Source organism: Mesorhizobium sp. C432A (assembly GCF_030323145.1).
In the GTDB taxonomy this organism is placed as follows: domain Bacteria; phylum Pseudomonadota; class Alphaproteobacteria; order Rhizobiales; family Rhizobiaceae; genus Mesorhizobium.
Map to the genome: position 1 here is coordinate 4,823,119 of NZ_CP100470.1, position 24,310 is coordinate 4,847,428.

The 24,310-nt window shown below is 62.8% G+C and carries 27 protein-coding genes and 1 pseudogene; 19 read left to right on the forward strand and 9 right to left on the reverse strand.

The annotated features are described in order from the left end of the window. Positions 1–42: 42 nt before the first annotated feature. Together NLY33_RS23655 and NLY33_RS23660 are read right to left on the reverse strand one after the other, a co-directional pair. Positions 43–426 (reverse strand): ACT domain-containing protein, encoded by a 384-nt coding sequence (locus tag NLY33_RS23655; protein ID WP_023705798.1) that lies wholly within the window; start codon positions 424–426, stop codon positions 43–45. A gap of 13 nt (positions 427–439) precedes the next feature. Beyond that, the gene (locus NLY33_RS23660; protein ID WP_023705797.1) at positions 440–910 is read right to left on the reverse strand and encodes a GNAT family N-acetyltransferase; all 471 of its coding nucleotides are present in this window, start codon (positions 908–910) and stop codon (positions 440–442) included. 394 nt (positions 911–1,304) lie between these two features. On the opposite strand from NLY33_RS23660, the gene NLY33_RS23665 reads away from it, so the two are divergent. Further along, positions 1,305–2,339 carry a YeiH family protein gene (locus tag NLY33_RS23665; RefSeq protein ID WP_245261209.1) on the forward strand — a complete coding sequence of 345 codons (1,035 nt, stop codon included), beginning with the start codon at positions 1,305–1,307 and terminating at the stop codon, positions 2,337–2,339. Here NLY33_RS23665 and msrC read toward each other — a convergent pair. After that, positions 2,336–2,833, reverse strand: a complete 498-nt coding sequence (msrC, locus tag NLY33_RS23670; protein ID WP_023705795.1) for a free L-methionine (R)-S-oxide reductase MsrC — start codon at positions 2,831–2,833, stop codon at positions 2,336–2,338. The two genes, NLY33_RS23665 and msrC, sit on opposite strands and share 4 nt — an antisense overlap. 183 nt (positions 2,834–3,016) lie before the next feature. Here msrC and NLY33_RS23675 point away from each other — a divergent pair, with 183 nt between their 5' ends. The 7 genes from NLY33_RS23675 (at position 3,017) to NLY33_RS23705 (ending at position 10,680) form a co-directional block, all read left to right on the forward strand. Continuing rightward, positions 3,017–3,913 (forward strand): GlxA family transcriptional regulator, encoded by an 897-nt coding sequence (locus tag NLY33_RS23675; protein ID WP_286439855.1) that lies wholly within the window; start codon positions 3,017–3,019, stop codon positions 3,911–3,913. Positions 3,914–4,222: 309 nt separating this feature from the next. Beyond that, positions 4,223–5,527: a M24 family metallopeptidase gene (locus tag NLY33_RS23680; RefSeq protein ID WP_023705794.1), complete on the forward strand. Its 1,305-nt coding sequence runs from the start codon at positions 4,223–4,225 to the stop codon at positions 5,525–5,527. Positions 5,528–5,909: 382 nt separating this feature from the next. Continuing rightward, positions 5,910–6,587 carry an isochorismatase family protein gene (locus tag NLY33_RS23685; RefSeq protein WP_023705793.1) on the forward strand — a complete coding sequence of 226 codons (678 nt, stop codon included), beginning with the start codon at positions 5,910–5,912 and terminating at the stop codon, positions 6,585–6,587. Positions 6,588–6,590: 3 nt separating this feature from the next. Continuing rightward, positions 6,591–7,577 (forward strand): alpha/beta hydrolase, encoded by a 987-nt coding sequence (locus tag NLY33_RS23690; protein ID WP_031196895.1) that lies wholly within the window; start codon positions 6,591–6,593, stop codon positions 7,575–7,577. A gap of 425 nt (positions 7,578–8,002) precedes the next feature. Next, positions 8,003–9,643, forward strand: coding sequence for an ABC transporter substrate-binding protein (locus NLY33_RS23695; RefSeq protein ID WP_023708775.1), 1,641 nt, complete (start codon positions 8,003–8,005; stop codon positions 9,641–9,643). Positions 9,644–9,816: 173 nt separating this feature from the next. Continuing rightward, on the forward strand, positions 9,817–10,221 hold the full coding sequence (locus NLY33_RS23700) for a hypothetical protein (RefSeq protein ID WP_023705790.1): 405 nt from the start codon (positions 9,817–9,819) through the stop codon (positions 10,219–10,221). A 66-nt stretch (positions 10,222–10,287) separates the two neighbouring features. Continuing rightward, positions 10,288–10,680 carry a tetratricopeptide repeat protein gene (locus NLY33_RS23705; RefSeq protein WP_023694387.1) on the forward strand — a complete coding sequence of 131 codons (393 nt, stop codon included), beginning with the start codon at positions 10,288–10,290 and terminating at the stop codon, positions 10,678–10,680. Here the strand turns inward: NLY33_RS23705 and NLY33_RS23710 are convergent. From NLY33_RS23710 to NLY33_RS23720, 3 genes are all read right to left on the reverse strand, one after another. Beyond that, positions 10,677–11,144, reverse strand: coding sequence for a hypothetical protein (locus NLY33_RS23710; RefSeq protein ID WP_245261212.1), 468 nt, complete (start codon positions 11,142–11,144; stop codon positions 10,677–10,679). The genes NLY33_RS23705 and NLY33_RS23710 overlap by 4 nt on opposite strands. 47 nt (positions 11,145–11,191) lie before the next feature. Beyond that, positions 11,192–11,545, reverse strand: coding sequence for a hypothetical protein (locus tag NLY33_RS23715; protein WP_023694389.1), 354 nt, complete (start codon positions 11,543–11,545; stop codon positions 11,192–11,194). A 77-nt stretch (positions 11,546–11,622) separates the two neighbouring features. Then, complete coding sequence (locus NLY33_RS23720) at positions 11,623–12,480, reverse strand: hypothetical protein (RefSeq protein WP_023694390.1); 858 nt, start codon at positions 12,478–12,480, stop codon at positions 11,623–11,625. Between the two features lie 143 nt (positions 12,481–12,623). Between NLY33_RS23720 and NLY33_RS23725 the strand changes: the two genes are divergently transcribed. From NLY33_RS23725 to NLY33_RS23760, 8 genes are all read left to right on the forward strand, one after another. After that, complete coding sequence (locus NLY33_RS23725; RefSeq protein WP_023682900.1) at positions 12,624–13,256, forward strand: DUF4129 domain-containing protein; 633 nt, start codon at positions 12,624–12,626, stop codon at positions 13,254–13,256. After that, a complete protein-coding gene (locus tag NLY33_RS23730) occupies positions 13,253–14,458 on the forward strand; it encodes a hypothetical protein (protein ID WP_023705788.1) in 1,206 nt (401 codons plus the stop codon). Before NLY33_RS23725 ends, NLY33_RS23730 begins: the two co-directional genes overlap by 4 nt. Next, positions 14,445–15,401, forward strand: coding sequence for an AAA family ATPase (locus tag NLY33_RS23735; protein WP_023705787.1), 957 nt, complete (start codon positions 14,445–14,447; stop codon positions 15,399–15,401). Before NLY33_RS23730 ends, NLY33_RS23735 begins: the two co-directional genes overlap by 14 nt. After that, positions 15,398–16,708: a DUF58 domain-containing protein gene (locus NLY33_RS23740; RefSeq protein ID WP_023705786.1), complete on the forward strand. Its 1,311-nt coding sequence runs from the start codon at positions 15,398–15,400 to the stop codon at positions 16,706–16,708. Before NLY33_RS23735 ends, NLY33_RS23740 begins: the two co-directional genes overlap by 4 nt. Then, positions 16,705–17,724, forward strand: coding sequence for a stage II sporulation protein M (locus NLY33_RS23745; protein WP_023705785.1), 1,020 nt, complete (start codon positions 16,705–16,707; stop codon positions 17,722–17,724). The genes NLY33_RS23740 and NLY33_RS23745 overlap by 4 nt, the downstream gene beginning before the upstream one ends. Next, entirely contained in the window at positions 17,711–18,577 is an 867-nt protein-coding gene (locus NLY33_RS23750) for an RDD family protein (protein ID WP_023705784.1), read from the forward strand. The genes NLY33_RS23745 and NLY33_RS23750 overlap by 14 nt, the downstream gene beginning before the upstream one ends. Positions 18,578–18,654: 77 nt before the next feature. Next, positions 18,655–19,038 (forward strand): hypothetical protein, encoded by a 384-nt coding sequence (locus tag NLY33_RS23755; RefSeq protein WP_023705783.1) that lies wholly within the window; start codon positions 18,655–18,657, stop codon positions 19,036–19,038. A 123-nt stretch (positions 19,039–19,161) separates the two neighbouring features. Continuing rightward, a complete protein-coding gene (locus NLY33_RS23760; protein ID WP_023689648.1) occupies positions 19,162–19,338 on the forward strand; it encodes a hypothetical protein in 177 nt (58 codons plus the stop codon). Between the two features lie 15 nt (positions 19,339–19,353). Here NLY33_RS23760 and NLY33_RS23765 read toward each other — a convergent pair whose 3' ends face one another. Then, a complete protein-coding gene (locus NLY33_RS23765; protein ID WP_023694398.1) occupies positions 19,354–20,040 on the reverse strand; it encodes a D-lyxose/D-mannose family sugar isomerase in 687 nt (228 codons plus the stop codon). Between the two features lie 150 nt (positions 20,041–20,190). Between NLY33_RS23765 and NLY33_RS23770 the strand changes: the two genes are divergently transcribed. The 3 genes and pseudogenes from NLY33_RS23770 to NLY33_RS23780 all read left to right on the forward strand — a co-directional run bounded on the left by NLY33_RS23770 (position 20,191) and on the right by NLY33_RS23780 (position 21,912). Next, positions 20,191–21,249 (forward strand): D-TA family PLP-dependent enzyme, encoded by a 1,059-nt coding sequence (locus NLY33_RS23770; protein ID WP_023705782.1) that lies wholly within the window; start codon positions 20,191–20,193, stop codon positions 21,247–21,249. Positions 21,250–21,318: 69 nt separating this feature from the next. Beyond that, positions 21,319–21,623 (forward strand): annotated as a pseudogene (locus NLY33_RS23775) (type II toxin-antitoxin system RelE/ParE family toxin). Continuing rightward, complete coding sequence (locus tag NLY33_RS23780) at positions 21,616–21,912, forward strand: addiction module antidote protein (RefSeq protein WP_023672893.1); 297 nt, start codon at positions 21,616–21,618, stop codon at positions 21,910–21,912. The pseudogene NLY33_RS23775 and the gene NLY33_RS23780 overlap by 8 nt, the downstream one beginning before the upstream one ends. 47 nt (positions 21,913–21,959) lie before the next feature. Here the strand turns inward: NLY33_RS23780 and NLY33_RS23785 are convergent, their stop codons facing one another. Continuing rightward, positions 21,960–23,549 (reverse strand): tetratricopeptide repeat-containing sulfotransferase family protein, encoded by a 1,590-nt coding sequence (locus NLY33_RS23785; RefSeq protein ID WP_023705781.1) that lies wholly within the window; start codon positions 23,547–23,549, stop codon positions 21,960–21,962. Between the two features lie 77 nt (positions 23,550–23,626). Beyond that, positions 23,627–24,310, reverse strand: coding sequence for an outer membrane protein (locus tag NLY33_RS23790; RefSeq protein ID WP_023672895.1), 684 nt, complete (start codon positions 24,308–24,310; stop codon positions 23,627–23,629).

Consider the following 24,310-nt stretch of genomic DNA (forward strand, 5'->3'; position numbering starts at 1 on the left):
AAGAGCGATGTCAAACGCAAGGGCGGGCGATTGAGCCTACGGCTACAGAAGCGTGTGCCCCGCCGCGACCAGAAGCCCCCTTGCCGCGGCTTCATCCTTGGCTTTGACGAGCAGATGGTCACCATCGAAGGTGGATACCAGAAAAATGCCGAGTTCGCTTTCCGACAATGGCTTTATCACCGACAGGACGATGCCGGTTTCGTCGAAGGCAAAGGGACCTTGGAGTTTCAGGGCGACCCAGTCCCTGTCATGCTTCACCCCGTCCGGCACCCGATCCTGCAGGCAGACGACCGAAAGCTCGTCCTCTGTCCTGGTGATGCTGACGAAGCCCGGCCCGTCCGCCCAGCCGGGAATGCTGTCTTTTGCTTCGAGGCGCGAAACCGCATACCGCCCCGTGAGCGGCTTCAACCGGACCCTGACTGCCATCCGATCCTCCCTGTTATCGGCCATCACCCAGTTTCTTGCTCATATAGACCGTCATGCCGTTCATGAACGGCTCCTCCCGGTCGATCGTATAGCCATGCCGTTTGTACAACAACACATTGGCCATGAAGGCGCCGTTGGTCAGCAGGCGCAGCTCGAAGCAGCTGGCCTCCAGCGCCTTCTGCTCCGCCCGTTCCAGCAACAGCCGGCCGATGCCCCTGCCCTGCGCCTGTGGCGCGACGCAGACATTCTCGATCCAGAGATGATCGTCGGCCAGGATGGTCTCGATCATGCCGACGATGCGGCCATTTTCGATGGCGAGATCGAACGGATGTTCGGCGACCGCCTTGTCATAGTCGGCGCGCATCGGCAGCGGCTCGCGGCCGATCAGAGGCACCCATTTGGCATAGGCGGCACGCACAATGTCCCTGATGGCGGCAGCGTCCGCCGGTTGGGCCGGCCGAAACAGGATGGAAGAATTGGACATGGCAAAGGCTCCAGACATGAAAACCCCGCCGGCAGACGTCGCGGGCGGGGCTGGAACGAACGAACCGACTTAGTGTGCCGGTCTTTGTCGTCGCGCCTTGCCGCTCCGCACTGTGCAGAGGCGACGTCGCTGGGCGATGGCGAGCGAGAAAATGGACATGACGCCACGCTGGAGTGCAAGACGCAGAGCGTCAAGCTGCATAACCGAGCCAGTCATCATGTTTGCATGGCACAGGCAAGATTGAAGGCATTGCCGACCGTTCGCAAAGATCGATCATTTCAATAAGAACAATTCGTTGGAAAGATCGATTCTGGAATGACATTCTCCTGAGGTACTTGCCTGGAGAATTGCATTGTCTGCCGCCGCCCAACTAGCGAACGATATTCCGATCAGCATGATTTCCGCCGACCTGCCCGTGGGCCGGAAGCGGCTCGATTCCGTGTGGAATGGCGTCATCCCCGGGATCGTGCTGGTAGCGATGATCACGGCTGTGGCCTTCTCGGCCCATAATGTCTCCGGCTTCGCGCTGTTCAGCCCGATGATCCTCGCCGTCGTCGCCGGCATGATCTATTCCAACGTGCTCGGCACGCCCGCCCATGCCAAGGCCGGCATTGCATTCTCGCAGAAGCGCCTGCTGCGCTTTGCCGTCGTGCTGCTCGGCTTCCAGCTGACGCTTGGCCAGGTCGTCTCCATCGGCGCCGGCGGCGTCGGCATCGTGGCAGCCACCCTTGGCGCCACCTTCGTCTTCACCATCACGCTTGGCCGGCTGATCGGCGTCGACGCCAAGCTGGCGCAGCTGATTGCCGCCGGCACCTCGATCTGCGGCGCTTCGGCGATCGTTGCCACCAACATCGTCACCGATGCGCGCGACGAGGACGTCACTTATGCCGTCGCCTCGATCACGCTGTTCGGCACCGTCGCCATGCTCGGCTTTCCGCTGCTGGCGCCGGTGCTCGGCCTCGACCAGCACGCATTCGGCCTGTGGGCCGGCGCCTCGATCCACGAGGTGGCGCAGGTCATCGGCGCCGGCTTCCAGAACGGCGCCCAGTCCGGCGAAATCGCCACCGTCGCCAAGCTTACCCGCGTCGCCATGCTGGCGCCGATGGTGATCGCGCTCGGCCTGATGGCGCGCCGCAAGAGCAATGGCGATCGCCCAAGCGACCAATCCGGTGCGCGGCCGCCGATACCGTGGTTCGTCGCCGCTTTCGTCGCCGTCGTGGCGCTGAACAGCCTGGTTGCCGTGCCGGCCGAAGTGAAGTCGGCCATGGCGTTCGCCACCACCCGCATGCTGACCATGGGGCTCGCCGCCATGGGTCTGCAGGCCAACATTTCGCAACTGCGCTCGCGCGGCCTTCGCCCGCTGGCGCTCGCCTTCTGCGCCTTCCTGTTCATCGGAGGCTTCAGCCTGATGCTGGTGAAGTTCGCCTAGTCCTCGAACGAACTCGCCGCGACATAGATCGCGGCCAGCGCTTCGATGCCGGCCTGGTCGTCCTTGTCGAAGCGGCCGGGCGTCGGGCTGTCGAGGTCGATCAGGCCGAAGACGCCGTCATTGTCGCTCAGCAGCACGACGAGCTCCGAGCGCGAGTCGGCGTCGCAAGCGATGTGGCCGGCAAATTCATGCACATCCTTGACCAGCATCGACATTTCGAGATCGATGGCGGTGCCGCACACGCCCTTGCCGACGGCGATGCGCACGCAGGCCGGCTTGCCCTGGAACGGTCCAAGCACCAGCTCCTCGTCCGACGCCAGGAAATAGAAGCCGGCCCAGTTGAGATCGGGCACCATCTGGAAGATCAGCGCCGATGTGTTGGCGGCGTTGGCGACGGAGTCGCTCTCGCCTTCCAGCAGCGCCTTCAACTGGGTGGCCAGTTCGCGGTAGAAGGCTGGCTTGTCGGTGCTGTCGATGGTCTGGGCCGCAAACATGGCGTCGTCTCCATTGCCGGCGGGGCAAAAAGCCCCTTACATTTCCTGTCTGCCACCAATGACGCTCCCAGGAAATACACAATTGTGAATACCGACCGTGCCAGCCAAACACACGACCGGGCGCAACCCGCAGCGAGCGAAGGTCCCCTCACCTTCGCCGTGCTGGTCTTTCCCGGCTTTCCGATGATGGCGTTCAGTTCGGTGATCGAGCCGCTGCGCGCCGCCAATGTGCTGGCCAAACGCGATTGTTACCGCTGGGTGATCGTCGGCGCCGACCAGGGAACGGTCGAGGCGTCCAACGGGGTTGTCATACAACCGGGATTCTCAGCCTCCAGCGCACCGAAGGTCGACCGCATCGTCGTCTGCTCCGGCGGCAATGCGGACTTGCTTGTCGCGGAGTATGCGGTTGCCTGGATCCGCAGGAGCCTGCGCGCCGGCGCCCATATCGGCGCGGTGGCCGACGCCGCCTTCTTCCTCGCCAGGGCCGGCTTGCTCGACGGCCATGCCTGCACCTTGCACTGGACCAGCCAGGCGGCCTTCACGGAGGCCTTCCCGGATATCGAGCTTCGGCGCGATCTCTATGTCATCGACCGCAAGCGCTTCACCTCGGCCGGTGGCGTCGGCAGCCTCGACATGATGCTGGAGATCATCACCAACGATTATGGCGGCGAGCTCGCGGCGGGCGTTGCCGAATGGTTCGTGCACAGCCCCTTGCGTTCGAGCGTCGACCGCAAGCTGATGCCGCTCAGGCTGCGCACCGGCGTCCAGAACGAACTGGTGCTGTCGGCCATCGCCATCATGGAGGATGCGGTGGAAGAGCGGCTCGGCATGACGGAGCTGGCGGCAAGGCTCGGTGTCTCCTCCGACAAGTTGGAGCGCAATTTCCGCGCCCAGCTCAGCATTTCGCCCAATGCATATTACCGGCGGCTCCGGCTGCGGCGCGCCGCCGACCTGTTGGCCCATTCGACGCTGATGGTGCGAGACGTGGCGCTGGCCTGCGGCTTCGCGTCGATGTCAAGTTTTGCCCGAGCGTTTCGCGAGGAGCATGGGCACGCGCCGAAGGCGATGCGGCGGCATTAGAGGGCGCTGCGCGCTAACGCGGTGAGATGCTGGCGGGACAGCGCCCCCCACTGTCCTGCCGGACATCTCCCCCACACGGGGGGAGATCAGATGTCGCCTCGGCTTTCGCCAATCACCGAGCGGGACGCGAAAGCTGCTAATCTCCCTCCTTGTGGGGGAGATGTCCGGCAGGACAGAGGGGGGCGCGAAGGATCGCCACATTGCCCTTTGTATCCATGCCCTTCTTGCGGCATTTCGCACGACATCTGCGGATTCTCGCACAGACATACTGCGGTTCGTAGCTATGTTCAGGCCTTCAGGAGGCGCACCATGAGCATCGTCGTTTTCGACCCCGACAGCACCGAGGATGTGGATTTCAAGGACCGCATGCGCCACCCGGTCGCGGCTGACTCCGCCGGCGGCATGTGGCTGTCGGACACCGAGCCGTCCTTCATCGATGCCGACGCCTTGCGCAAAGGGCGGCTGGCGAAACTGCGCGGCTGGATGCGCGAGGCGGGCTATGGGGGCGTCGTTTTGTTCGACCCCTACAACCAGCGCTATGCCACCGGCTCGCGCAACATGTTCGGCTATTTCCTGCGCAACTCGACGCGGTATTTCTTCATCCCGACCGACGGGCCGATCGTTCTGTTCGAATACCCGCAGAGCTACCATGTCTCGATGGTGCTCGACACGATCGACGAGGCGCGCCCGTCCAAGCTGGTATGGTCTTCGGTGTCGGGCCGCGACGACGAAACCGCCGGCCCCTTCGCCGACGAGATCGCCGAGCTTTTGAAGAAACATGGCGGCGGCTCGATGAAGCTCGGGCTCGACCGCTGCAGCCATTTGCAGGCGCTGGCGCTGGAAAAGCGCGGCTGCGACGTCAGGGATTGTCAGGGCGAGATCCTGGCCGTGCGCGCGGTGAAAACACCCGAGGAAGTCAAATGCCTGCAGGTATCGATGGCTGGCGCGGAAGCCGCTGTTTATGCCGTGCGCGAGGCGATCAAGCCCGGCGTCTCCGAAAACGAGCTGTTCGCCATCATGTATGGCGAGGTGATCCGCCAGGGCGGCGAGTTTATCGAGACGCGGTTGCTCACCTCGGGACAGCGCACCAATCCGTGGTTCAACGAGGCCAGCGGCCGCAAGATCCGGCCGGGCGAGCTTCTGGCGCTCGATACCGACACGATCGGCTGCTATGGCTATTATTCCGATTTTTCGCGCACCTTCCGCTGCGGGCCTGGCAAGCCGACCGACTATCAGAAATCGCTCTACCGCATGGCGCACGACCAGGTTCAGCACAACATTTCGATTGTCAAACCTGGCATGGCGTTTCGCGAGATCGCCGAAAGAGCGTGGAAAATCCCGGACCGTTTCGTCGACCAGCGCTATACCTCGGTGATGCATGGCGTCGGCATGCATGGCGAGACGCCGTTCATCGCGCATGCCATGGACTATGAGACCTATGGCCGCGACGGTGTTGTCGTGCCCGGCATGGTGGTGAGCGTGGAAAGCTATATCGGCGAGAAAGGCGGCCGCGAGGGCGTCAAGCTGGAGGACGAAATCCTGATAACCGACACCGGCACCGAGCTTCTGTCGCGCTTTCCCTACGAGGATGAGTTTCTGGAGAAGCAGGTTTGATGGTCGTTTCGCATCCCTTGGCAACCAGCGCGAACGCCAATCCCGTCGTCATCCTAGGGCGAAGCAAGGAGCGCAGCGACGCGGCGCAGACCCTAGGATCCATGCCGGGACTCATCCGCGCCGCAACGGTGCAAGTTCTGCTCCGCCGCATTCCTTGGCCAATGTCACGGCATGGACTCCAGAGCGCCGCAACGGTGCAGATCCTGCACAGTTGCACTCCACGGTCGACGTCACGGAACGGATCCCAGGGTCTCCGCGACGCCGCTGCGCGGCTGCTTCGCCCTGGGAGGACGAAGTTCGGAGGACGCCGACCAATCTCCACCGCTTGCGCTGCCCTTGCGAGAAGAGCGGCGGCGTTGGTCGCGAACCAAGGCCTATCCGCATGAAAAGCCCCATCTCCATCAAACGCGGCACGGTCGCCGCGGCGTTCATCGACCTCCAGGAAGAGCATCGGCAGGACAAGCGCTATCTGGTCGAAGGTTATGGCGAGGTGCTGGCCAACGTCCAACGCCTGCAGGCGGCGGCGCGGCGCAACTTCGTGCCGCTCTACCACTGGGCCTATATCGTCGATGCCGCCAAGGCGCATCCCTTCCATCCGCTCGACGCCGACGGCAAGTCCGCCTTTTCCGACAAGAGCGATCCTCTGACGGAAATCTGCCCGGAAGTGGCGCCCGCGGCCGGCGAGACGATGCTGGTCAAGACGCAGGCCAGCGCCTTCGGCGGCGGGCCTGCCGCAACCGAACTCAAGGCGCGCGGCATCGAATGGCTGATCGTCGCCGGCGTCTGGACCGAGGCCTGCATCGACGCCACCGTGAAGGACGCGGTGGCATCCGGCTTTCGCGTGCTTCTGGTCAAGGATGCCTGCGGCAGCGGCAGTGCCGCCATGCACCAGACCGCCATCCTCAACCTTGCCAACCGGCTCTATGGCGGCGCCGTCACCAACACGATAGACGCGTGCCGGCTGATGGCGGGCGACACCATCGATGCATGGCAGGTCGAAGGCTCGGTACCGCTGCGCTTCACGTTTGAAAACGCCGAACGGCTCTACGGCGAGCTCTGAGAGATGGGCACGGTCCACAAGCTCAAGACCGCCAGGCGGGGGAAATACGCCACCCTGCTCGATCCGGCGCTGTGGGAGTATATCGACCTGGTCAATGACTGGTTCCCGCCAGAAATCGCCGAACTTCCGATCGCCGAGCAAAGGTCGGTCTATGATGCGATGTGCCGCGCCTTCCATCAGGGTTATCCCAAAGGGGTTTCGGCCAGCGGCGGCATCATCGCCGCCGATGCAGGGCACGCCATCCCGATCCGCTACTATCGGATGGCGGGCAAGCCCGTGCGCGCCGTCATCGTCTACTATCATGGCGGCGGCTTTGTGCTTGGCGGGCTCGACAGCCATGACGACATCTGCGCCGAGATCTGCGCCGGCACCGGTTTCGACGTTGTCTCGGCCGACTACCGGTTGGCGCCGGAACATCCCCACCCGGCCGCCTTCGACGACGCGCTGACCGTGTTCGAATGGGCGGCGGTGACAACGGACCTGCCGATCGTGCTCGTCGGCGAAAGCGCCGGCGGCAACCTTGCCGCCGCGGTCGCGCACGCGTCTCGCCGCCACCTGCGCCGGGCGGCCGGCCAGGTGCTGATCTATCCCGGCCTCGGCGGCGACGAGAGTGCCGGCTCCTATGTCGAACATGCCGAGGCACCGTTGCTGACGCTGCGCGACATCGCGTTCTACCGCACCATTCGCGCTGCCCCGGCACAGTCGCCCGACGACCCGACTTTTTCTCCGCTGAAAGACAACGACTTCTCCGGCCTGCCGCCGACTGTCATCATCACTGCCCAGTGCGATCCGCTGTCGTCGGACGGCGAGACCTATCGCGACCGCGTCGTTGCCGCCGGCGGCCGCGCCTGGTGGTATGAGGAGAACCGCCTCGTGCACAGTTTTCTGCGCGCCCGCAAAAATGTTCCGCGCGCCGGCGAGGCGTTCGTGTGCACGCTTGCAGCCATCGCCGCCGTCGCCGTGCTCGGCAAGAACGACTGGCCATATTGAGGCGGCGAAGCGCTGATCTCCCCCTCGTGGGCAGGCAATCGCATATGAGATTTTTGCGAAGAGGACCCCACCCTAGTCCTCCCCACAAGGGAGGGAACGCTGCCGCCCGCTATATTGCGGCGCTCAACGTGGCCAATCTGCCGAGTTCGGCGCTGCCGAAGTCTCCCTCCCCCTTGTGGGGAGGGATTAAGCGTGGGGGTATTCGTAGAGCGCAAAGCGCCGAAATCCATATGCGATTGCCGCGCCCACAAGGTGGAGATTGTCTGCACTCCCACTGCGGAGTGGCGCACAAGAATTGCGGAAAAGCGAACATTTCCCGGGGTCGGCCCGCTTTATCATCACCTGCTCAGGCAACGGCGCCCGATGATCGCATCCGCCCCAGCGGAGGCGGACCGTCGGGGCGCCCAACAAAAGAGGGAACGACGATGAAATTCATGCTGACCGACCGCAATTTGCACCCGCAGGCCAAACCCGTCGCCCAAGATCTCACAAAGGGCGGCGTCAACCGGCGCGAATATCTCGCCATCATGGCCGGCTTCGGCGTCAGCGCGGCCGGAGCACTGGCATTGGGCGGCCTCAGCGCGTCGCCCGCCCGGGCAGAGGAGCCGAAGCGCGGCGGCACCTTGCGCGTCGCCATGAACGTCAAGGGTTTCAAGGATCCGCGCACCTTCGACGGTGTCGAGATGTCCAATGTGGCGCGCCACTGCAACGAATATCTGGTGCGCTGGAACCGCGACTTCACCTTCGAGCCGTGGCTGCTCGAAAGCTGGGAAACCAGCGACGACGCCAGGACGCTGACGCTGCATGTGCGCAAGGGCATCGCCTGGTCGAATGGCGACGTCTTCAACGCCGATGACGTCATCCACAATCTCAACCGCTGGTGCGACGCTTCCGTCCCCGGCAATTCGGTCGCCGCGCGCATGGGCGCGCTGGTCAATGCCGACACCAAGAAGCCGGTCGATGGCGGCATCGAGAAGGTCGACGATTTCACCGTAAAGCTCAATCTGCCGAAACCCGACATTTCGCTGATCGCAGGGATGGCCGACTATCCCGCGCTGATCATGCACCGCTCCTATGAGGGCGGCGACGATCCGATGAAGGCGCTCGCAATCACCACCGGCCCTTGCGAACTGGTCAGCTGGAATGCCGAGACCAGTGCGGAGGTGAAGCGCAAGGACAAGCCCTGGTGGAAGGGCGACTTCTACCTCGACGGCATCAAATGGGTCGATTACGGCTCCGACCCCAACGCGATGCTGTCGGCGTTCGAATCCGGCGAGATCGACACCGACCACGAGACCGCCTCCGACGCCGTGTCGCAGACCGAGCAGATGGGCTTGCTGAATTCCGAGATCGCCACCGGATCGACCATCGTTGCCCGTTTCAATGTCGGCAACGCGCCCTATGACGACGTCAAGGTGCGCCGCGCCGCCCAGCTTGCCGTCGACAATTCCGCCGTGCTGGCGCTGGGCCTCGGCGGTCGCGGCAAGCCCGCCGACAACCACCATGTCGGTCCGATGCATCCTGAGTTTGCCGATATCGGTCCGGCCAAGCGAGATATGGATCAGGCGAAGAAACTGCTCGCCGAGGCCGGCAAGACGGACCACGAATTCGAGCTGATCTCGGTCGATATCGAATGGCAAAAGAGCACCGGCGACGCGATCGCCGCGCAGATGCGCGAGGCCGGCCTGAAGATCAAGCGCACCGTGCTGCCGGCGGCGACCTTCTGGAACGACTGGAGCAAATACCCCTTCTCCACCACCGAATGGCTGGGCCGCCCGCTCGGCGTCCAGGTGCTGGCGCTCGCCTATAAATCGGGCGCCGCCTGGAACGAAAGCGCCTATGCCGACAAGGAATTCGACACGCTTCTCGACAAGGCGCTGGCAACGCCGGACGCCGCCCAGCGCAAGGAGATCATGGCCAGGATCGAGCAGAATCTGCGCGATGCCGGCATCATCATCCAGCCCTACTGGCGCTCGGTCTACCGCACCTATCGCAAAGGCGTGCAGGGCTGCGAACAGCACCAGTCGCTGGAGCAGCATTTTGAGAAGGTGTGGCTGGAGGGGTGATCGTTCGGGGACGCCGCATACCGGCTGGCACCTGAGCGGTATGTCGCTCAGGTAAATACCTGCAGCGCACTCCGAGCATTTACGACGGTGTCTGTCTTGACGCGGCGATCGTGGATCGGTCTGGTGTGTCGACGAGGCCCCGCTGTGGGCTCGCGTCATTCCGGAGAATACACATGCGCGCCCGTTGGGCTTTCATTCTTGCACCCATTATTCCGGCGATCCTGCCCGGCTACAATTGGCATGCGAACCACCCTGAGACGGGGCCATTGTCGGGCTTCATCTTCGTAACCCTTGTTTTCTATGTTGTGGAGGCGATGGTAGGAATTCCGGCCTTCTATGTCCTCACCCGACGGCGCTGGCAGTTTTTTTGGGTATACGTCGTCGTTGGCTTTCTGGCAGTTTTTGTTCCAGCGTTTGTCTTCGGCCTCATTAAGTGGAGTCCTCCATTGGGAATCGGCGGAGTTCTCTATGCATGCTCCTTCATAGGGATACTCGGTGGCGCTACAGGGCTGATCTTCTGGCTTTTGGTGCGCCCAGACAAGGACCCTGTCGAACAGATTGCTTCGCACTTTACCTAGGTCAGCACCCCAAGATTGAGTTCAAGGCCTGATAGACTTTGGCCGCGATATTTTGCACGAGAACGCATGGACCACTTCGACCTCGGCACCTATCGCCGTCCAATCTCCACCGCCTCGGCCGAGACGCAGCGCTGGTTCGATATCGGGCTGAACTGGTGCTACGGCTTCAACCATGAGGAAGGCATAAAGTGCTTCGAGAAGGCGCTGGCGACAGATCCTGATTGCGCCTTCGTGCATTGGGGCATCGCCTATGCCGCCGGGCCTTTTTACAACCTCACCTGGAACGAGCACGGCAAGGACGAGCAGACCGTGCGGCCAAACGCTGCTTCGACCATGTCCAGCTCGCGCGCGATGTGGCGATCACCTCGTCGTGCCTGTGTCGGACGAGCGCGGAGGCGGGCCAAGCTGTTGTCACTGAAATCCCGCCGCCCGACCAGCCGAGTCGGCTTCGCCTTCTAAGAGAAAATCTCCGCCAGTTCGTCTACGCTGGTGCCTTCCCTAACCTGGCGCAGTTCAACATAGGCGGCCGCAATGGCCACCGATGCCACCGTGGACACGACCGTCACGATAAGGACGCTTCCGAAAGCGCCGAAAATCAGGGCGACCGTCGAGAGGCCGCTGAAGAAAGCGAAAATCAGGCCGATCAGCAGGGCAAACATCATCTGGAAGGCAAGCGCCGCCAAAAACAGGATCAGCAAGACACCGAACATCGGCCAGCGGCTGCCCTTGGTCAGAGCACGGCTGCGCGACATCGCGCCAAACACGCCAAGCCGCTCCTGCATCAGCACCGGCACGGAAACCGATATGCCGAGCAGCCACCTGACGCCGGCAACGAGCAACACCACGAAGGCAATGATCGCTCCGAAGATCGGCACCAACATTCCGGCGATGCCCATCACGATGAGGCCAAGGATCATGGCCAAAAAGACAATCAGCCCCACCCCTAGCGTCGGCAATATGCTGCGCAAGGCTATCTGGATGCAGTAGCGATCACCGGGCGCTTGCCGTTCAGGTCCTCTATCGTCGCTTGCACCAGCGAGGACTGGAACAACAGCGCGCAAACGAAATAGATCAGGCTTAAAACGAGCGATAAGAACGAGCTGCTCATAATGACCCACTTCGCGCCGAGTGGAGGTGTGGCGATGTAGCCGTTGGGGCCGCCATTCCAGTGGTTCGACAGATTGAGCGCAACTGCTGGGAGGACCAGGAAAAGCGCCGCCAAAGCAATCATCAGACCGGGATTGCGGTCGATCACGGCGAAGGTGTTGTTGAAAACCCTGCCGATCTGGAACTTCTCAAGCCGCGCCGCCGCCGTCGATGCCACGATTACCCCTTCCGGCCCGAGCTAGATCCCGGCCAATCGCGCCAACATGACTGGCTGTTCTCGGGCCAAAACCTTCGTTACGAGAATATCTGCGCCAGTTCGTCGACGCTGGTGCCTTCCTTGACCTGGCGCAGCTCGACATAGGTGACGGCAATCGCCACCGAAATCACCGCCGAAACGATTGTCGACAGCAGGCTGCTTCCGATGGCGGCGGCAATGAGTCCGGTCGTGCTGATCCCGCCGCTCGCAATAGCAGCCTGAAACAGCAAGGTGAAAACCACTTGTAGCCCTATCGCAACAATGCCGAGGACCAGAAACAGCGCGAATATCCGCCAGCGGCTTCCCTTCGTCAGCGCCCTGCTTCGCGAAATCGAGGCGAAGACGCCAGGCCTTTCCTGAACTGCGACGGGCACAGCCACCGATATGCTGATCAGCCACATGGCTATGGGGATGAGCGACAGAAGTGCAATCACACCGCCGACGATGGGGATGGCCATGGTGATGACCGTTAATATCATCGCCACCAGAAACATTGCCACGATGATCACAAGACCAATTCCGAGCGTGGGGAGGAAGCTGCGCAGGGCTATCTGAATGCAATCGCCAATCGACGGGCGCTTGCCGTTCAAATCTTCGATTGTCGCTCGTACCAGCGCCGCCTGCGCCAGAAAGGCCAAGATCAGGAGCACCAGGCCGGCAATCATCGAAACGGCACCATAGCCCGCCATCGCCGATTGCTCGAAGCTCGCCCCAGGTACTGCTATCTTTGCAATCTGACTAAAGCTCCAGATGTTGTACAGCAGCGCAGGCAGCGTCGAAAAAAGGCCGACGATGGCGGCAAGTGGGACGAAGCTGCGTCCGATTACCGAAAACGTATTGCTGAAAGCCCTGCCGACGCTGAACCGTTCCGGCCGCTCGCTCGCGATTGACGTCATGTTACATTCCCCCCGACTAATGGATACCCGAAATCAGAAAGTATAAATCACCGTATTGATACTTGCGGTTGCCGCCGCTTGCAATTGCCTTGGCGTATTGCCAGTGTCGGCCCGCGAACCGCAGGTTGCATGGGGGCGAAAAGGTGACTGCTGCACAGCCGGACGCTGCGCAAGCCGAATGGCTGGCCAAACTGCACAAGCAGTTGCTGTCAGACGATTCGATCCAGTTCGACCTGCCGGCCTACAGACCACCCGAGACACCCGAGTGGCTGAGACCGCTGGGCGAGTTCCTGAAATCGCTCGGCCCGTACATGATCTACCTGTTCTGGGGCGCGGTGATCACAGGTGCCGCGATCATTCTGCTGCTGATTGTCCTTGAAGTGAAAGGCGTCGCCTGGCGCCTGCCCTGGTGGCGCAAAAAGAGCGTGACCGAGGCGGAAGCGATATGGCACCCCGACGTTGGCGCCGCGCAGATCCTGTTGTCGGAAGCCGATGCGCTCGCCGCCCGGGGCGAGTATGACGAGGCGGTGCATCTCCTGCTGCGCCGCAGCGTTGCCGACATTGCCGGCCGCCTGCCCGACTTTCTGCGCCCGTCGCTGACCGCGCGCGATATCGCGGGAGCGGCGTCGCTGCCAACGCGGGCGCGTGGCGCCTTTACCCAGATCGCGCGCATCGTCGAGGCCGCTCTGTTCGCGCGCCGGCCGGTCGGGCCCGAGGGCTGGCAGGAGGCGCGCAGCGCCTATGAGCGATTCGTCTTCAGGGATGCCTGGACGTGAGTGACGCGACAGCCGACATCGCCCAGCAGGAACCGTTCAGCCGCAGGACGCTGTTCTGGGGCATTTTCGCCAGCCTGCTCGCGGCCGCAGGCTTCTTCCTGTTGTCCACCTATGCGCCCGACTTTCGCCAGCCGAGCGTCGGTGGCGCAACGCCGCTGTCGAAGAGCGGCATCGGCTATGCCGGTCTGGCGCAATGGCTGGAGCTGACCGGCGAAGCGCCCGACATGGCGCGGTCCGACAGCGATCTCGAGACCGAAATGCTGCTGATCGTCACCATTTCACCCGACAGCGACCCGGATGCGCTTGCCAACATCATCAAGCTTCGCAAGGGCCTGGATACGCTGTTCGTTCTGCCCAAATGGGCGACCTTGCCGCTGTTCCAGCATGAGGGCTGGGAGATGAAGATCCAGCGGCTGCCGGATGTGATGGTCAACGACTGGCTCGGCCGCATCGCCAAGGCGACGCTCGGCGAAGGTGAGACCATGGCCAAGCAACTCGACGTCGCAGGGCAAATGGTCAGCGTTCCCGGCCAGCTGCAATGGGTGGCCGACGAACACCCGCTGATTGCCGCCGGCAACGGCAAGGCCGTGCTGACCGAGGTCGAAGACGAGCGGTTCTACATTCTGACGGACCCCGATCTCATCAACAACGCTGGCTTGAAAGATCCCGACAAGGCGGCGGCGGCGCTCAAGCTGATCGAGCTCCTCCAGCCCGAAGAGGGTGCCGTCATGTTCGACCTGACGCTGCATGGCGTCGGGCGAAAATACGATCTCGCCAAGCTTCTGGTCGAACCGCCTTTCCTGGCGCTGACGCTGACCATCCTGGCGGCGGCGGCACTTGCCTTCCTGCATGGCCTTGGCCGGTTCGGGCCGCCACGGGCCGATCAGCGCGCCATCGCCTTCGGCAAACGCGCGCTGGTCGACACCACGGCGATGCTGTTGCGCCGCGCCGGCCGGCTGGAAGAACTAGGCGACCGCTATGGAGCACTGGCGCGGGTGCGCGCCGGCGCGCTGCTCGGCGCGCCGCACGGTTTGCAGGGCGAAGCGCTCGACCGCTGGCTCGATTACCGCGACAAGGACGAAGCCGGCGGGTTCACGACCCGCCTGCAAGCTGCGAACGCGGCAAAGACCCTGACACAAATGCATGATGCAGCCGAAAAGCTGCACGACTGGACGGCAAGGAGGCTCGGTGAACGTCGATGATGTGAAGGCCCTGGCGACACAGATCAGGGAAGAGGTGGCCAAGGCCATCACCGGGCAACACGATACGGTCGATCTGATGCTCACGGCATTGTTCGCCGGCGGGCATATATTGCTCGAAGGACCGCCGGGCACGGCCAAGACGATGACGGCGCGCTGCTTTGCCCAGGCGCTGGGCGTCGCCTATGGCCGCATCCAGTTCACACCCGACCTGATGCCCGGCGATATCGTCGGTTCCAACATCTACAATTTCCAGACCGGGCAATTCACGCTGACGCGCGGCCCGATCTTCTGCGACCTTTTGCTCGCCGACGAGATCAACCGCACGCCGCCCAAGACCCAGGCTGCCCTTTTGGAGGCGATGCAGGAGCATGCCGTCACCTTCGACGGCACCACTCATGCGCTCGGCCCGAACTTCATGGTGGTGGCGACGCAGAACCCTATCGAACACCAGGGCGTCTATCCCCTGCCCGAAGCCCAGCTCGACCGTTTCCTGTTCAAGCACCGGGTGAGCTACCCCGGCGCGCAAGAGGAAAAGGCGATCATCATCCACCATGGCGGCGGCACCGCCTCGCACGATATCAAGCAATACGGCATCACCGCCCAGGCCGACCGCAAGACGCTGGAAAAGGCGTTGGCGACCGTCGGCGAGGTCACGCTTGTCGACGACGTCGTGGACTATATCGCAAGGCTGGTGCGGGCCACGCGCGAAAGCCCCGACCTCGAGGTCGGCGCCAGCCCGCGCGCGGGCGCCATGCTGGCGAGAGCTGCACGGGCTCGGGCAGCGCTCGACGGGCGTGCCTATGTCATCCCCGACGACGTCAAGGCGCTTGCCGTGCCGGCGCTGCGCCATCGCGTTATCCTGTCGCCGGCGGCGCAGATCGACGGCCGCCTGGTCGAACAGATCGTGACCGACCTTGTAGACCAGACGGAAGCGCCACGTTGATTTATCCGAGCGGCCGGGCAGTCTGGGCAGGTGCGGCCGGTGCAATACCGGCCTTCCTGATCGCGCTCGCGCTGCCGTCGATGTGGTATCTCGGCCTGTTGTGGATCTGCGCGCTGCTTGCTTTCCTGGCCGTGGACGCGGCCGCCGGGCGCGGACGGGCTTCTCTGAACGCCAGCATCCACGCCCCGCCGCAGGTCAGCGTCGGCGGCCAGCTCACCGTCAATGTCACCGCCAGGCTCGGCGGACGGCCGCGCGCCGTGCAGGCGCGTCTTGGCCATGACGAGCGGCTGCAACCGGTGGGCGGCACCGGCGGCGCATCGACCGCCGAGGCCGGCAGCGCATCGCTCGATCTCAGATTTCAGGCGCTGCGGCGCGGCATTGCCAGGTTCGATCGCCTGTGGGTGCGCTGGCGCGGGCCGTTCGGGCTGGTCTGGAACCAGGTGGTGCTGCCGATGGACGGCAAGGTGGCGGTGCTGCCCAACGTCAGCAGCGCTCGCGACGAGGCGATCACGCTTCTGCAGCGCCAGGCGCTGCCCGACGGACATGCGCAGCGCCGCGCCGGCCAGGGCCGCGAATTCGAGGCGCTCAAGGACTACCAGCCTGGCATGGGCCGGCGCATGATCGACTGGAAGCGCAGCGCCCGCCACGGCAGGCTTCTGGCGCGCGAATTCCGTATCGAGGAGAACAACAACATCGTGCTGGCCATCGATAGCGGCCGGCTGATGTGCGAGCCCGTCGACGGCGTGCCGAAGGTCGACCGCGCCGTCACCGCAGCCTTGCTGTCGGCGTTCATTGCGCTGAAGGGCGGCGACATGGTCTCCCTGTTCGGCTTCGACGCGAGGCCGCGCGTTTCCAGCGGTGCCGTGCGCGGCTCCGCCAGCTTCGCCATGATCCAGAAGCGGGCAGCGGAAATCGACTATTCCACCGAAGAGACCAATTTCACTTTGGCGCTGACGACGCTGGCGGCGCGGCTCGACCGGCGTTCGCTGGTGATCATCTTCACCGACTTCGTCGATCCGATCAGCGCCGAACTGATGCTGCGCACCGTCGGCCGGCTCACCGAACGGCATCTGGTGCTGTTCATGATGATGAAGGATGTCGAACTGGAGACACTGGCCGACATGCCGCCGGACGCACCGGAGGATGTGGCGCGCTCGGTTGTCGCCGGCGGGCTGCTGCGCGAAAGGCAGGTCGTCATCGGCAGGCTCAGGCTGCTCGGCGCGCATGTCATCGAAGCCGACCATCAGAGGCTCGGGCCGGCACTGGTCGAGCGCTATCTCGAACTCAAGCGAGAGGATCTGTTGTGAACGCGCTGGTCGGCAAGGATGCGGTGCGGCAGTCGCTGGCGAGCTTCCGTTCGGAGCGCGAGGCCGACTGGAAGGCGTTCGAGGCGCTGCTTGCCCGGGTCGAGAAACGTGCGCCGCGCACGCTGTCGGAAGACGAGCTTTTGTCGCTGCCGCTGCTCTACCGCTCGGCGCTGTCCTCGCTTTCGGTGGCGCGGGCGACGTCGCTCGACAATGCGCTGGTCAGCTATCTCGAAGCGCTGTGCCTGCGCGGCTACTTCTACCTCTATGGCGCGCGTCGCGGCTTGCGGCAGCGCATCGGCGATTTCTTTCTGCATGACTGGCCGCATGCCATTCGCGATTTGTGGCGCGAGACCTTGCTGTCGGTCGTCCTGACCTTTGTCGGCGCCGGCGCCGGCTACTGGCTGGTGGCCAAAGACAAGGGCTGGTTCGACGCCATCATTCCGCCGAGCCTGGCCGGCGGGCGCAACCCGGATGCCTCGGCCGAAGTGCTGCGGCAGGTGCTTTATGACGGCACCGAGAATAATTTCCTGTCGGGCTTCGCCGCCTATCTGTTCACGCACAATGTCCAGGTGGCGATCCTGGCCTTCGCGCTGGGCTTTGCCTTCGCGGTGCCGAGCGTGCTCTTGATCCTGATGAATGGCTGCCTGCTTGGCGCGATGTTCCAGATCTACGTCGCCAAGGATCTCGGCCTGGAGTTGGGCGGATGGCTGTCCATCCATGGCACCACCGAGATGTTCGCGATCGCCTTGGCGGGCGCCGCCGGCATGCGCATCGGCACGCGTATCGCCTTCCCCGGCGAACTGACGCGGATGACGGCCGCAGCCGATGCCGGGCGCGTGGCGGCAACCACCATGGTCGGGGTGACGATCATGCTTTTGTTTGCCGGCCTGCTCGAAGGCATCGGTCGGCAGGTGATCACCAGCGACGCTACACGCTACGCCATTGGCGGCGGCATGCTGACGCTGTGGCTCTGTTATTTCTATGTGTTCAGGGTGGTGCGGCATGGCGACCGCTAGGCGTGCTACCGTCTCGACGATACGGCCGCTGATCACGCCGGAAGGGGTCGATCTCCGGATCAAGCTCGTCGATGCCGGCACTCGCGCCGCCGCCTTCCTGCTCGACTTTGTCATCATCATCGTCACGGCGATCGTGATCTCGATCGTTGCACTGTTCGGGCTGGCCGGCCTCAAAGGCGAAGGCGCGCAGCCGCTGTTCATCGTCTGGATCATCCTGATCTTCTTCCTGCGCAACGCCTACTTCATCGTCTTCGAAGCCGGCCGCCGCGCCGCCACACCCGGCAAACGGATGCTCGGCATCCGGGTGGCATCGCGCAGCGGCGCCGGCCTGTCAGTCGATCAGGTCATTGCCCGCAACCTGATGCGCGAGATCGAGATCTTCCTGCCGCTGTCGATCATCCTCGGCCGCAGCGAGATGGGGCTCGCCGACACGTTGTCGACGATCTTCGGGCTGGTCTGGACGCTGCTGTTTGCGCTCTTCCCGCTGTTCAACCGCGACCGTATGCGGATCGGCGATCTGCTTGCCGGAACCTGGGTGGTCGAGGCGCCGAAACTGGCGCTGGTCGAAGACCTGTCGCAACGCCAGGACACCACCACCCGCGCCTTCCGCTTCACCCAGGCGCAGCTCGATGCCTATGGCATCGCCGAACTGCACAAGCTGGAAGAGGTGCTGCGCCGCGACGACTATTTCGCGCTGAAAGCCGTGGCCGAGACGATCGGGCGCAAGATCGGCATGATGGTCGAGCCGGTCGATTCCAGGGCCTTCCTCACCGCCTATTATGGCGAGCTGCGGGCTCAACTCGAACGCAAGCTTTTGCTGGGCAACCGCAAGGCGGATAAGTATCAGCGGTGAGCTGTGCCTCAGATGGGAGTCGATACATAAGACATTGCTTCCTGAACATAGTTAATAAAAGTGTGTTTGCAATTCCGATGGCTACCACCCGCGACGGCTGGGAGAAGTTCGCAGGTCCCGTCATTTTGATTGGCGAGCTACCTTCGGTCTCCGACAAAGAGATCGGTCTAGCAACACTCAACGCGCTTGGTGCTTATGCCAGCGATGTGCCCGACGACATCGTACACACGGTTCTTCTTGACAGCTCGGCTTCGCGGTTCGGCTTCAAGTCGTACAACTCCCTCCTTCGGAAATCCCGTCAGATGTCGGTCGACCAGGGAAGGGACGACAAATTCACACTTACCCCCTATGCCAAAGTCAACAGAGAGAGTGCCGTGCCGCTGGACACGATCTTGTCTTCAACAGATACGCCAGAGGATCTCGGGCGTGCTGTTCGAGAGTGCATTGCGCTTTGTCGTTAACAGCGTCGAGTAATCGGTCACCATGAACACCTCTCCATCCGAGCTCGAACTCCAGGAAATGGAGGCGCGCGTGCTGCCGCAGCTCAGCCCGGCCCATGGAAATCATGGGTCGAGGGTCGGGATTTGCTGAGCAGATCGAATTTCATTCAAACCGACGAAGGCGCGGATCGCGGCGACGATATCGAAATGGCCAGCGCCACGGCCGAAGACCAGGATTTCATGGCTGCGGCGCGGCAGGACATGCCTCGCCTGATCGCCGAAGTGCGCAGGCTGGGCGCACTTCTCAATCAAACGAAGTAAAAGCGGCGAGGCCGCCTACCCCACCCACTTCTCATAGTCGGACACCAAAAGGTGCACCGGCGCGACATCCTCGTCGATGTTGGAGAAGCGGCCGATCGGTTCGCGGAAGACGTTGTCGGTGAGATCGTCATTGACGGTCGATACTTCGCCGATCAGCACATCCTTGCCCTCGGCCCAGAAGGCGTGCCAGACGCCGGGCAGCAGGGTCACGCTCTGGCCCGGGTCGAGCTTCAGGAGCCCGCCTGCCGGCAGCCTGTGGATGGTGCCGTCGACCGGCACCGTCACTTCGGCCTTCGGATCGATGCCGCCGTCGCGATCATGCATGAACAGTTCCAGCACGAGCTTGCCGCCGCCGCGGTTGATGATGTCCTCGGCCTTGATGTTGTGGCGATGCATCGGCGACAGCTGATCCTTGCGCGAGATCATGATCTTCTCGGCATAAAGCATGCCCATGCCCTTCTTCATGTCGGCATAGACGCCGTTGCGAACGGTGAACAGGAACAGGCCGAGTTCGTCGAATTTTTCCTGGCCGTAATCGGTGATGTCCCAACCGAGCCGCGAGGTGAAAATGGCGGCGGAGTCGGCCTTGCGCGCCTTCATCTCTTCCGGGCTCCAGTAGGCGAAGGGCGGCATGATGTAGCCGAACGAGCGGATGAAGGCGTCTGCATCGCGGATGATGTCGTTGACGGTGGAGCGTTTCATGATCGTGATCCCTTCGCGTCGCGTTCCCTGGAGTTATCTGAAGCGCATAGCCGAACAGCGCTGCGGTGTCGACGCAAACTGCGTGCTGGCCCCATGACATCCGTGCGGATCGGGGCCATAAGTCAGCCAGATTTCCCAGGGTGATATTTCATGCAAGGCATAGACGACCTCGACACGCCGGCGATCCTCATCGACGCAGCCCGCGCCGAAGCCAACATCACACGAGCGCAGGCGCATGCCGACCGCCACGGGCTGAAACTCAGGCCGCACATCAAGACGCACAAGCTGCCTTATTGGGCGAAGAAGCAGGTGGCGGCAGGTGCGGTCGGCATCACCTGCCAGAAGATCGGCGAAGCCGAGGTGATGGCCGATGCCGGGCTGACCGATATTTTTCTGCCCTACAACATCCTTGGCCGCGCCAAGCTGGAGCGCCTCAAGGCGCTGCATGGCCGTGTGACACTGTCAGTGACGGCCGACAGCCGCGAAACGCTGGAAGGGCTCGCCGCCACCTTCACCGATGCAGAGCACCCCCTGCCCGTCCTGGTCGAATGCGACACCGGCATGGGCCGTTGTGGTGTGCAAAGCGCCGCCGAGGCGCTGGCACTGGCGAAGTTGATCGACCAAGCCAAGGGGCTCACCTTCGGCGGGCTGATGACCTACCCCGCGGCCGGCCGCGCCGCCGAGGCTGAATCCTGGCTGGCCGGCGCCAAACAAACGCTCGCGGCCTCGGGTCTCGCCTGTGACCGCATCTCCAGCGGCGGCACGCCTGACATGTGGCGCTCGGGCGAGGACAGCGCGGTGACCGAATACCGCCCCGGCACCTACATCTACCTCGACCGTTACCAGGTCGCCAAAGGCGTCGGCACGCTCGACGATTGTGCGCTGACGGTGCTCGCCACCGTGGTCAGCCATCCGACGCCGGCCCGCGCCATCCTCGACAGCGGCAGCAAGGCGCTGTCCAGCGACACGCTGGGGCTCCCCGATTTTGGCGAGCTGCTCGGCATGCCCGGCGCCCGCGTCACCAGCTTGAGCGAGGAACATGGCACGGTCACGCTTGGAAATGGTGCGAAGCTTCGCATTGGCGAGCGCGTGCGCGTGGTGCCTGATCATTGCTGCGTCGTGACCAACCTGTTCGACCAGGTGCATCTGATCGACGGTGACAAGGTGCTGGAAACGCTGAAGGTGGAAGCGCGTGGGCGGATGGAGTGAGGCTTTTCGTTTTGGAGGCTCGCCCTATTTCGACATTGACGAATTGTAATTTATAACTTACTAGCCACCATGGCAATCCTGAAGCAGACAGCCACCTTTCGGAGGTGGCACCAAAAGCTGAAAGACGGAAGAGCCAAGGCGGCAATTGCCGTTCGGCTGCAATGTTTGATTGTAGGAAATCCCGGCGACGTGGCCCCAGTGGGTGAAGGCATCAGTGAATTGCGCATTCACTATGGGCCCGGCTATCGCGTTTATTTCATAAGCGCGGTGAAACGGTCATCCTGCTCCTGTGCGGCGGGGATAAAAGTTCACAAGAAACCGACATACGGACAGCAAAGCGCCTGGCCGTAGAATGGAGTGACGACAATGGTTGAAAAAATCTATGATTTCGATCCCGCCGAAATGCTCGATTCCGATACGGCAATCGAGGCGTTTCTGGCAGAGGCAATGGAAACCGGAGACGCCAAATTCGTCGCGTCCGCCCTCGGTGTCGTTGCCCGCGCCAAGGGGATGAGCAACATTGCCAGAAAGACCGGCTTGGCTCGCGAGCATCTTTATACCTCGCTCAGCGAAAACGGTAATCCTACGCTGGAAACCACACTGGCGGTCATGAAAGCATTCGGCTTTCATTTGGCCCCAAAGCACGATGCAACTCAGGTCTAATCTACGCCAGCGCGCGTCGAGCGCGAGGTTGTTCGGGCCAACTGAAATCAGGACGGATAAACCGGACCCAGCGCCGCCTTCAGCGGATCCAGCGCGTCGCCATACAGCTTCCAGCGCTCGACCGAGGATGAATAGATCGGCTGGCGCACCTGCCAGCGGCTCGGCGTCCGCACGGTGCGCTCGGTCTCGTTGAAACGCAGGCAGGCATCGTCCCACTCGATGCCGAGGAATCCGATCAATCCACGGGCGCGATTTTCGAAATCGGCGACCGTTTCTTCGTAGGGCATGTCGTGGATATTCAGCGGGATGACCTTGGTCCAATGGCGCATCAGGCGGTCATACTGCCGGTAATACTGCCCAAGCTTGGTAAGATCGGCATTATAGCCGTGCGCCTCGGAAAAATTATGCATGAAACAGGACGCGCAATTGTCCATCGGGTCACGCCGGCAATGGATGATGCGGGCGTTCGGCAAGATCAGGCTGATGAAGGCCAGCAGCTCGAAATTATGCGGCATCTTGTCGACGACAAGCCGCGCCTTGCTGTTGCGTCTGCTGAGATCGTCGAGATACTTCGATCCAAGCTCCTTGGCCTTGGCCGCAGTGAGCGCCGCCATGCCCTTGGTGAAAATGGCTGGGTCGAGCTTGTCGAACCCAAGTTCGCCGGCAAGTGAACGAATGGTCGACAACTCGCCGGCGCCATAGATATCGCGATGGCTGGCGCATATCTGCTCGGTCAGCGTCGTTCCCGACCGGGGCATGCCGACGATGAAGACCGGGCGCCTGGATGGATTTCCCAAACTGGCTCGCGTCTTGAAGAAGCCAGCGTCGAAAGTGTCGATGAAGCTGTCGTAAAGCTGGGTGTGCCGGTCGATGTCGAAATCATTGCCGGAAATCGCCTTGGCCCTCGCGAAATGGCGGATGGCCGGGCCATACTCGCGCTGATCGTTGAGCATCTTGCCGGCGGCGTGGTGCAGCACTACCCGCTCGCGATCGGTGGTTGTCGGCAATTCCAGGCGTTTCAGCACCAAAGGCAACGTCGGATCGTCCTTGACCGCCCGGCGCGCAAGCGCCATTCCAGCCAGCGCCTCGACATGGCCCGGGTCGATGGCAAGGGCCTTGCTGAAGCATTCGACCGCCTCGGCCGGCCGGCCAATGTCGGTGAGCAAATCGCCCATACCGGCAAGTGCCATCACCGACTGGCCGTCGATAGCCAGCGCCTGGCGATAGAACCCTTCGGCAATGTCGCCCTCGAGCTGGCTACGATAGGAGCGGCCGAGATTGCACAGCGCTTCGATGAGCCCTCCGTCGAGCTCGATCGCCTTTCTCAGATGTCTGCGCGCCTTGTCGACGTTGCCGGTGACATTGTAGGCATTGCCGAGATTGTTGCGGAAGATGGCGTTGTCCGGTTCGAGCTTGACCGCCCTTTCCATATAGGCAATGGCGGCGTCATGATGCTCGGCCTCGATGGCGAGCGTGCCCATCAGGTTCAGCGCCATGGCATTTTTGGGCTGCGTGCGAAGCACCGTCTGGTAGCAGAACTCGGCCTCGCGAAAACGCTTGCGCCGTTGCAGGTCGATGCCGCGCTGCAATGTCTTTTCCGCCGGCTCACCGGCGGTCGGCAGCGAGGCTGAGATCATTGCCGGCAGACCCAGGGGTTGCCGGCGTGGCAAGAGCGGCATCCGTCAGATCCCGGTCGCGACCTGCGACGAACCAATCAGAACTTCAGGGTAACGCCAAGCTGGAGATTGTGGGAGTACAATTTGGCGTTCTCGTATGTGCCGCCGCCATCATTGTCGTCTAGATCCACGCTTGTCACGGCCTTGAAGCGGTAACCGAAATCGAGGTCGACATTCTGCGTTACCGCGTAGGTAACACCGGCGCCCACCTGGCCGGCGAAACCCCAGCCGCCAGGCCCGTATCCATAGGCGTGGCCATCAAAATGAGTATCGGCGGTAACATAGGCCGCGCCGAGACCGCCGCCGACATAGAGTTTGGCATCACCAAAATGCGCAACATCGGCCCAGACGTTGGCGAGAAGATAGGTGGCCGACAGATTGCCGGAAGCTGGGCCGGAACCTTGGTCGGCAGGAGGGAAGCTGAAGCTGTACTCGCTTGCCTTGTAGCGCGCGTAGGACAGTTCGCCTTCCACGCGGAACGTGTCGTTGATCCGCCGACCGACAGCGCCGCCGATCACGAACCCACTGTCAAGATCCACGGAATACCGACCACTATCGTAGTCCGTCTTCACATTGTTGGCAAAGCTGGCGCCGCCGAAGAGCGTGACGTACCAGAGATCCTCCGCCCTCGGCACGTCGACAAGCGCGTCTGCGGCGTAGGCCGAACTCCAGCCAAGCGCCAATGCAAATGTCGAAACGCCAGCCAGCAGGCACAGTTTCAT

Excerpts from the sequence above, each read along its gene's own strand:
- NLY33_RS23655 (WP_023705798.1), bottom strand. The coding sequence starts at position 426 with ATGGCAGTCAGGGTCCGGTTGAAGCCGCTCACGGGGCGGTATGCGGTT.
- NLY33_RS23660 (WP_023705797.1), bottom strand. The coding sequence starts at position 910 with ATGTCCAATTCTTCCATCCTGTTTCGGCCGGCCCAACCGGCGGACGCT.
- NLY33_RS23665 (WP_245261209.1), top strand. The coding sequence starts at position 1,305 with ATGATTTCCGCCGACCTGCCCGTGGGCCGGAAGCGGCTCGATTCCGTG.
- msrC (WP_023705795.1), bottom strand. The coding sequence starts at position 2,833 with ATGTTTGCGGCCCAGACCATCGACAGCACCGACAAGCCAGCCTTCTAC.
- NLY33_RS23675 (WP_286439855.1), top strand. The coding sequence starts at position 3,017 with ATGATGGCGTTCAGTTCGGTGATCGAGCCGCTGCGCGCCGCCAATGTG.
- NLY33_RS23680 (WP_023705794.1), top strand. The coding sequence starts at position 4,223 with ATGAGCATCGTCGTTTTCGACCCCGACAGCACCGAGGATGTGGATTTC.
- NLY33_RS23685 (WP_023705793.1), top strand. The coding sequence starts at position 5,910 with ATGAAAAGCCCCATCTCCATCAAACGCGGCACGGTCGCCGCGGCGTTC.
- NLY33_RS23690 (WP_031196895.1), top strand. The coding sequence starts at position 6,591 with ATGGGCACGGTCCACAAGCTCAAGACCGCCAGGCGGGGGAAATACGCC.
- NLY33_RS23695 (WP_023708775.1), top strand. The coding sequence starts at position 8,003 with ATGAAATTCATGCTGACCGACCGCAATTTGCACCCGCAGGCCAAACCC.
- NLY33_RS23700 (WP_023705790.1), top strand. The coding sequence starts at position 9,817 with ATGCGCGCCCGTTGGGCTTTCATTCTTGCACCCATTATTCCGGCGATC.
- NLY33_RS23705 (WP_023694387.1), top strand. The coding sequence starts at position 10,288 with ATGGACCACTTCGACCTCGGCACCTATCGCCGTCCAATCTCCACCGCC.
- NLY33_RS23720 (WP_023694390.1), bottom strand. The coding sequence starts at position 12,480 with ATGACGTCAATCGCGAGCGAGCGGCCGGAACGGTTCAGCGTCGGCAGG.
- NLY33_RS23750 (WP_023705784.1), top strand. The coding sequence starts at position 17,711 with ATGGCGACCGCTAGGCGTGCTACCGTCTCGACGATACGGCCGCTGATC.
- NLY33_RS23755 (WP_023705783.1), top strand. The coding sequence starts at position 18,655 with ATGGCTACCACCCGCGACGGCTGGGAGAAGTTCGCAGGTCCCGTCATT.
- NLY33_RS23765 (WP_023694398.1), bottom strand. The coding sequence starts at position 20,040 with ATGAAACGCTCCACCGTCAACGACATCATCCGCGATGCAGACGCCTTC.
- NLY33_RS23770 (WP_023705782.1), top strand. The coding sequence starts at position 20,191 with ATGCAAGGCATAGACGACCTCGACACGCCGGCGATCCTCATCGACGCA.
- NLY33_RS23780 (WP_023672893.1), top strand. The coding sequence starts at position 21,616 with ATGGTTGAAAAAATCTATGATTTCGATCCCGCCGAAATGCTCGATTCC.
- NLY33_RS23785 (WP_023705781.1), bottom strand. The coding sequence starts at position 23,549 with ATGATCTCAGCCTCGCTGCCGACCGCCGGTGAGCCGGCGGAAAAGACA.
- NLY33_RS23790 (WP_023672895.1), bottom strand. The coding sequence starts at position 24,310 with ATGAAACTGTGCCTGCTGGCTGGCGTTTCGACATTTGCATTGGCGCTT.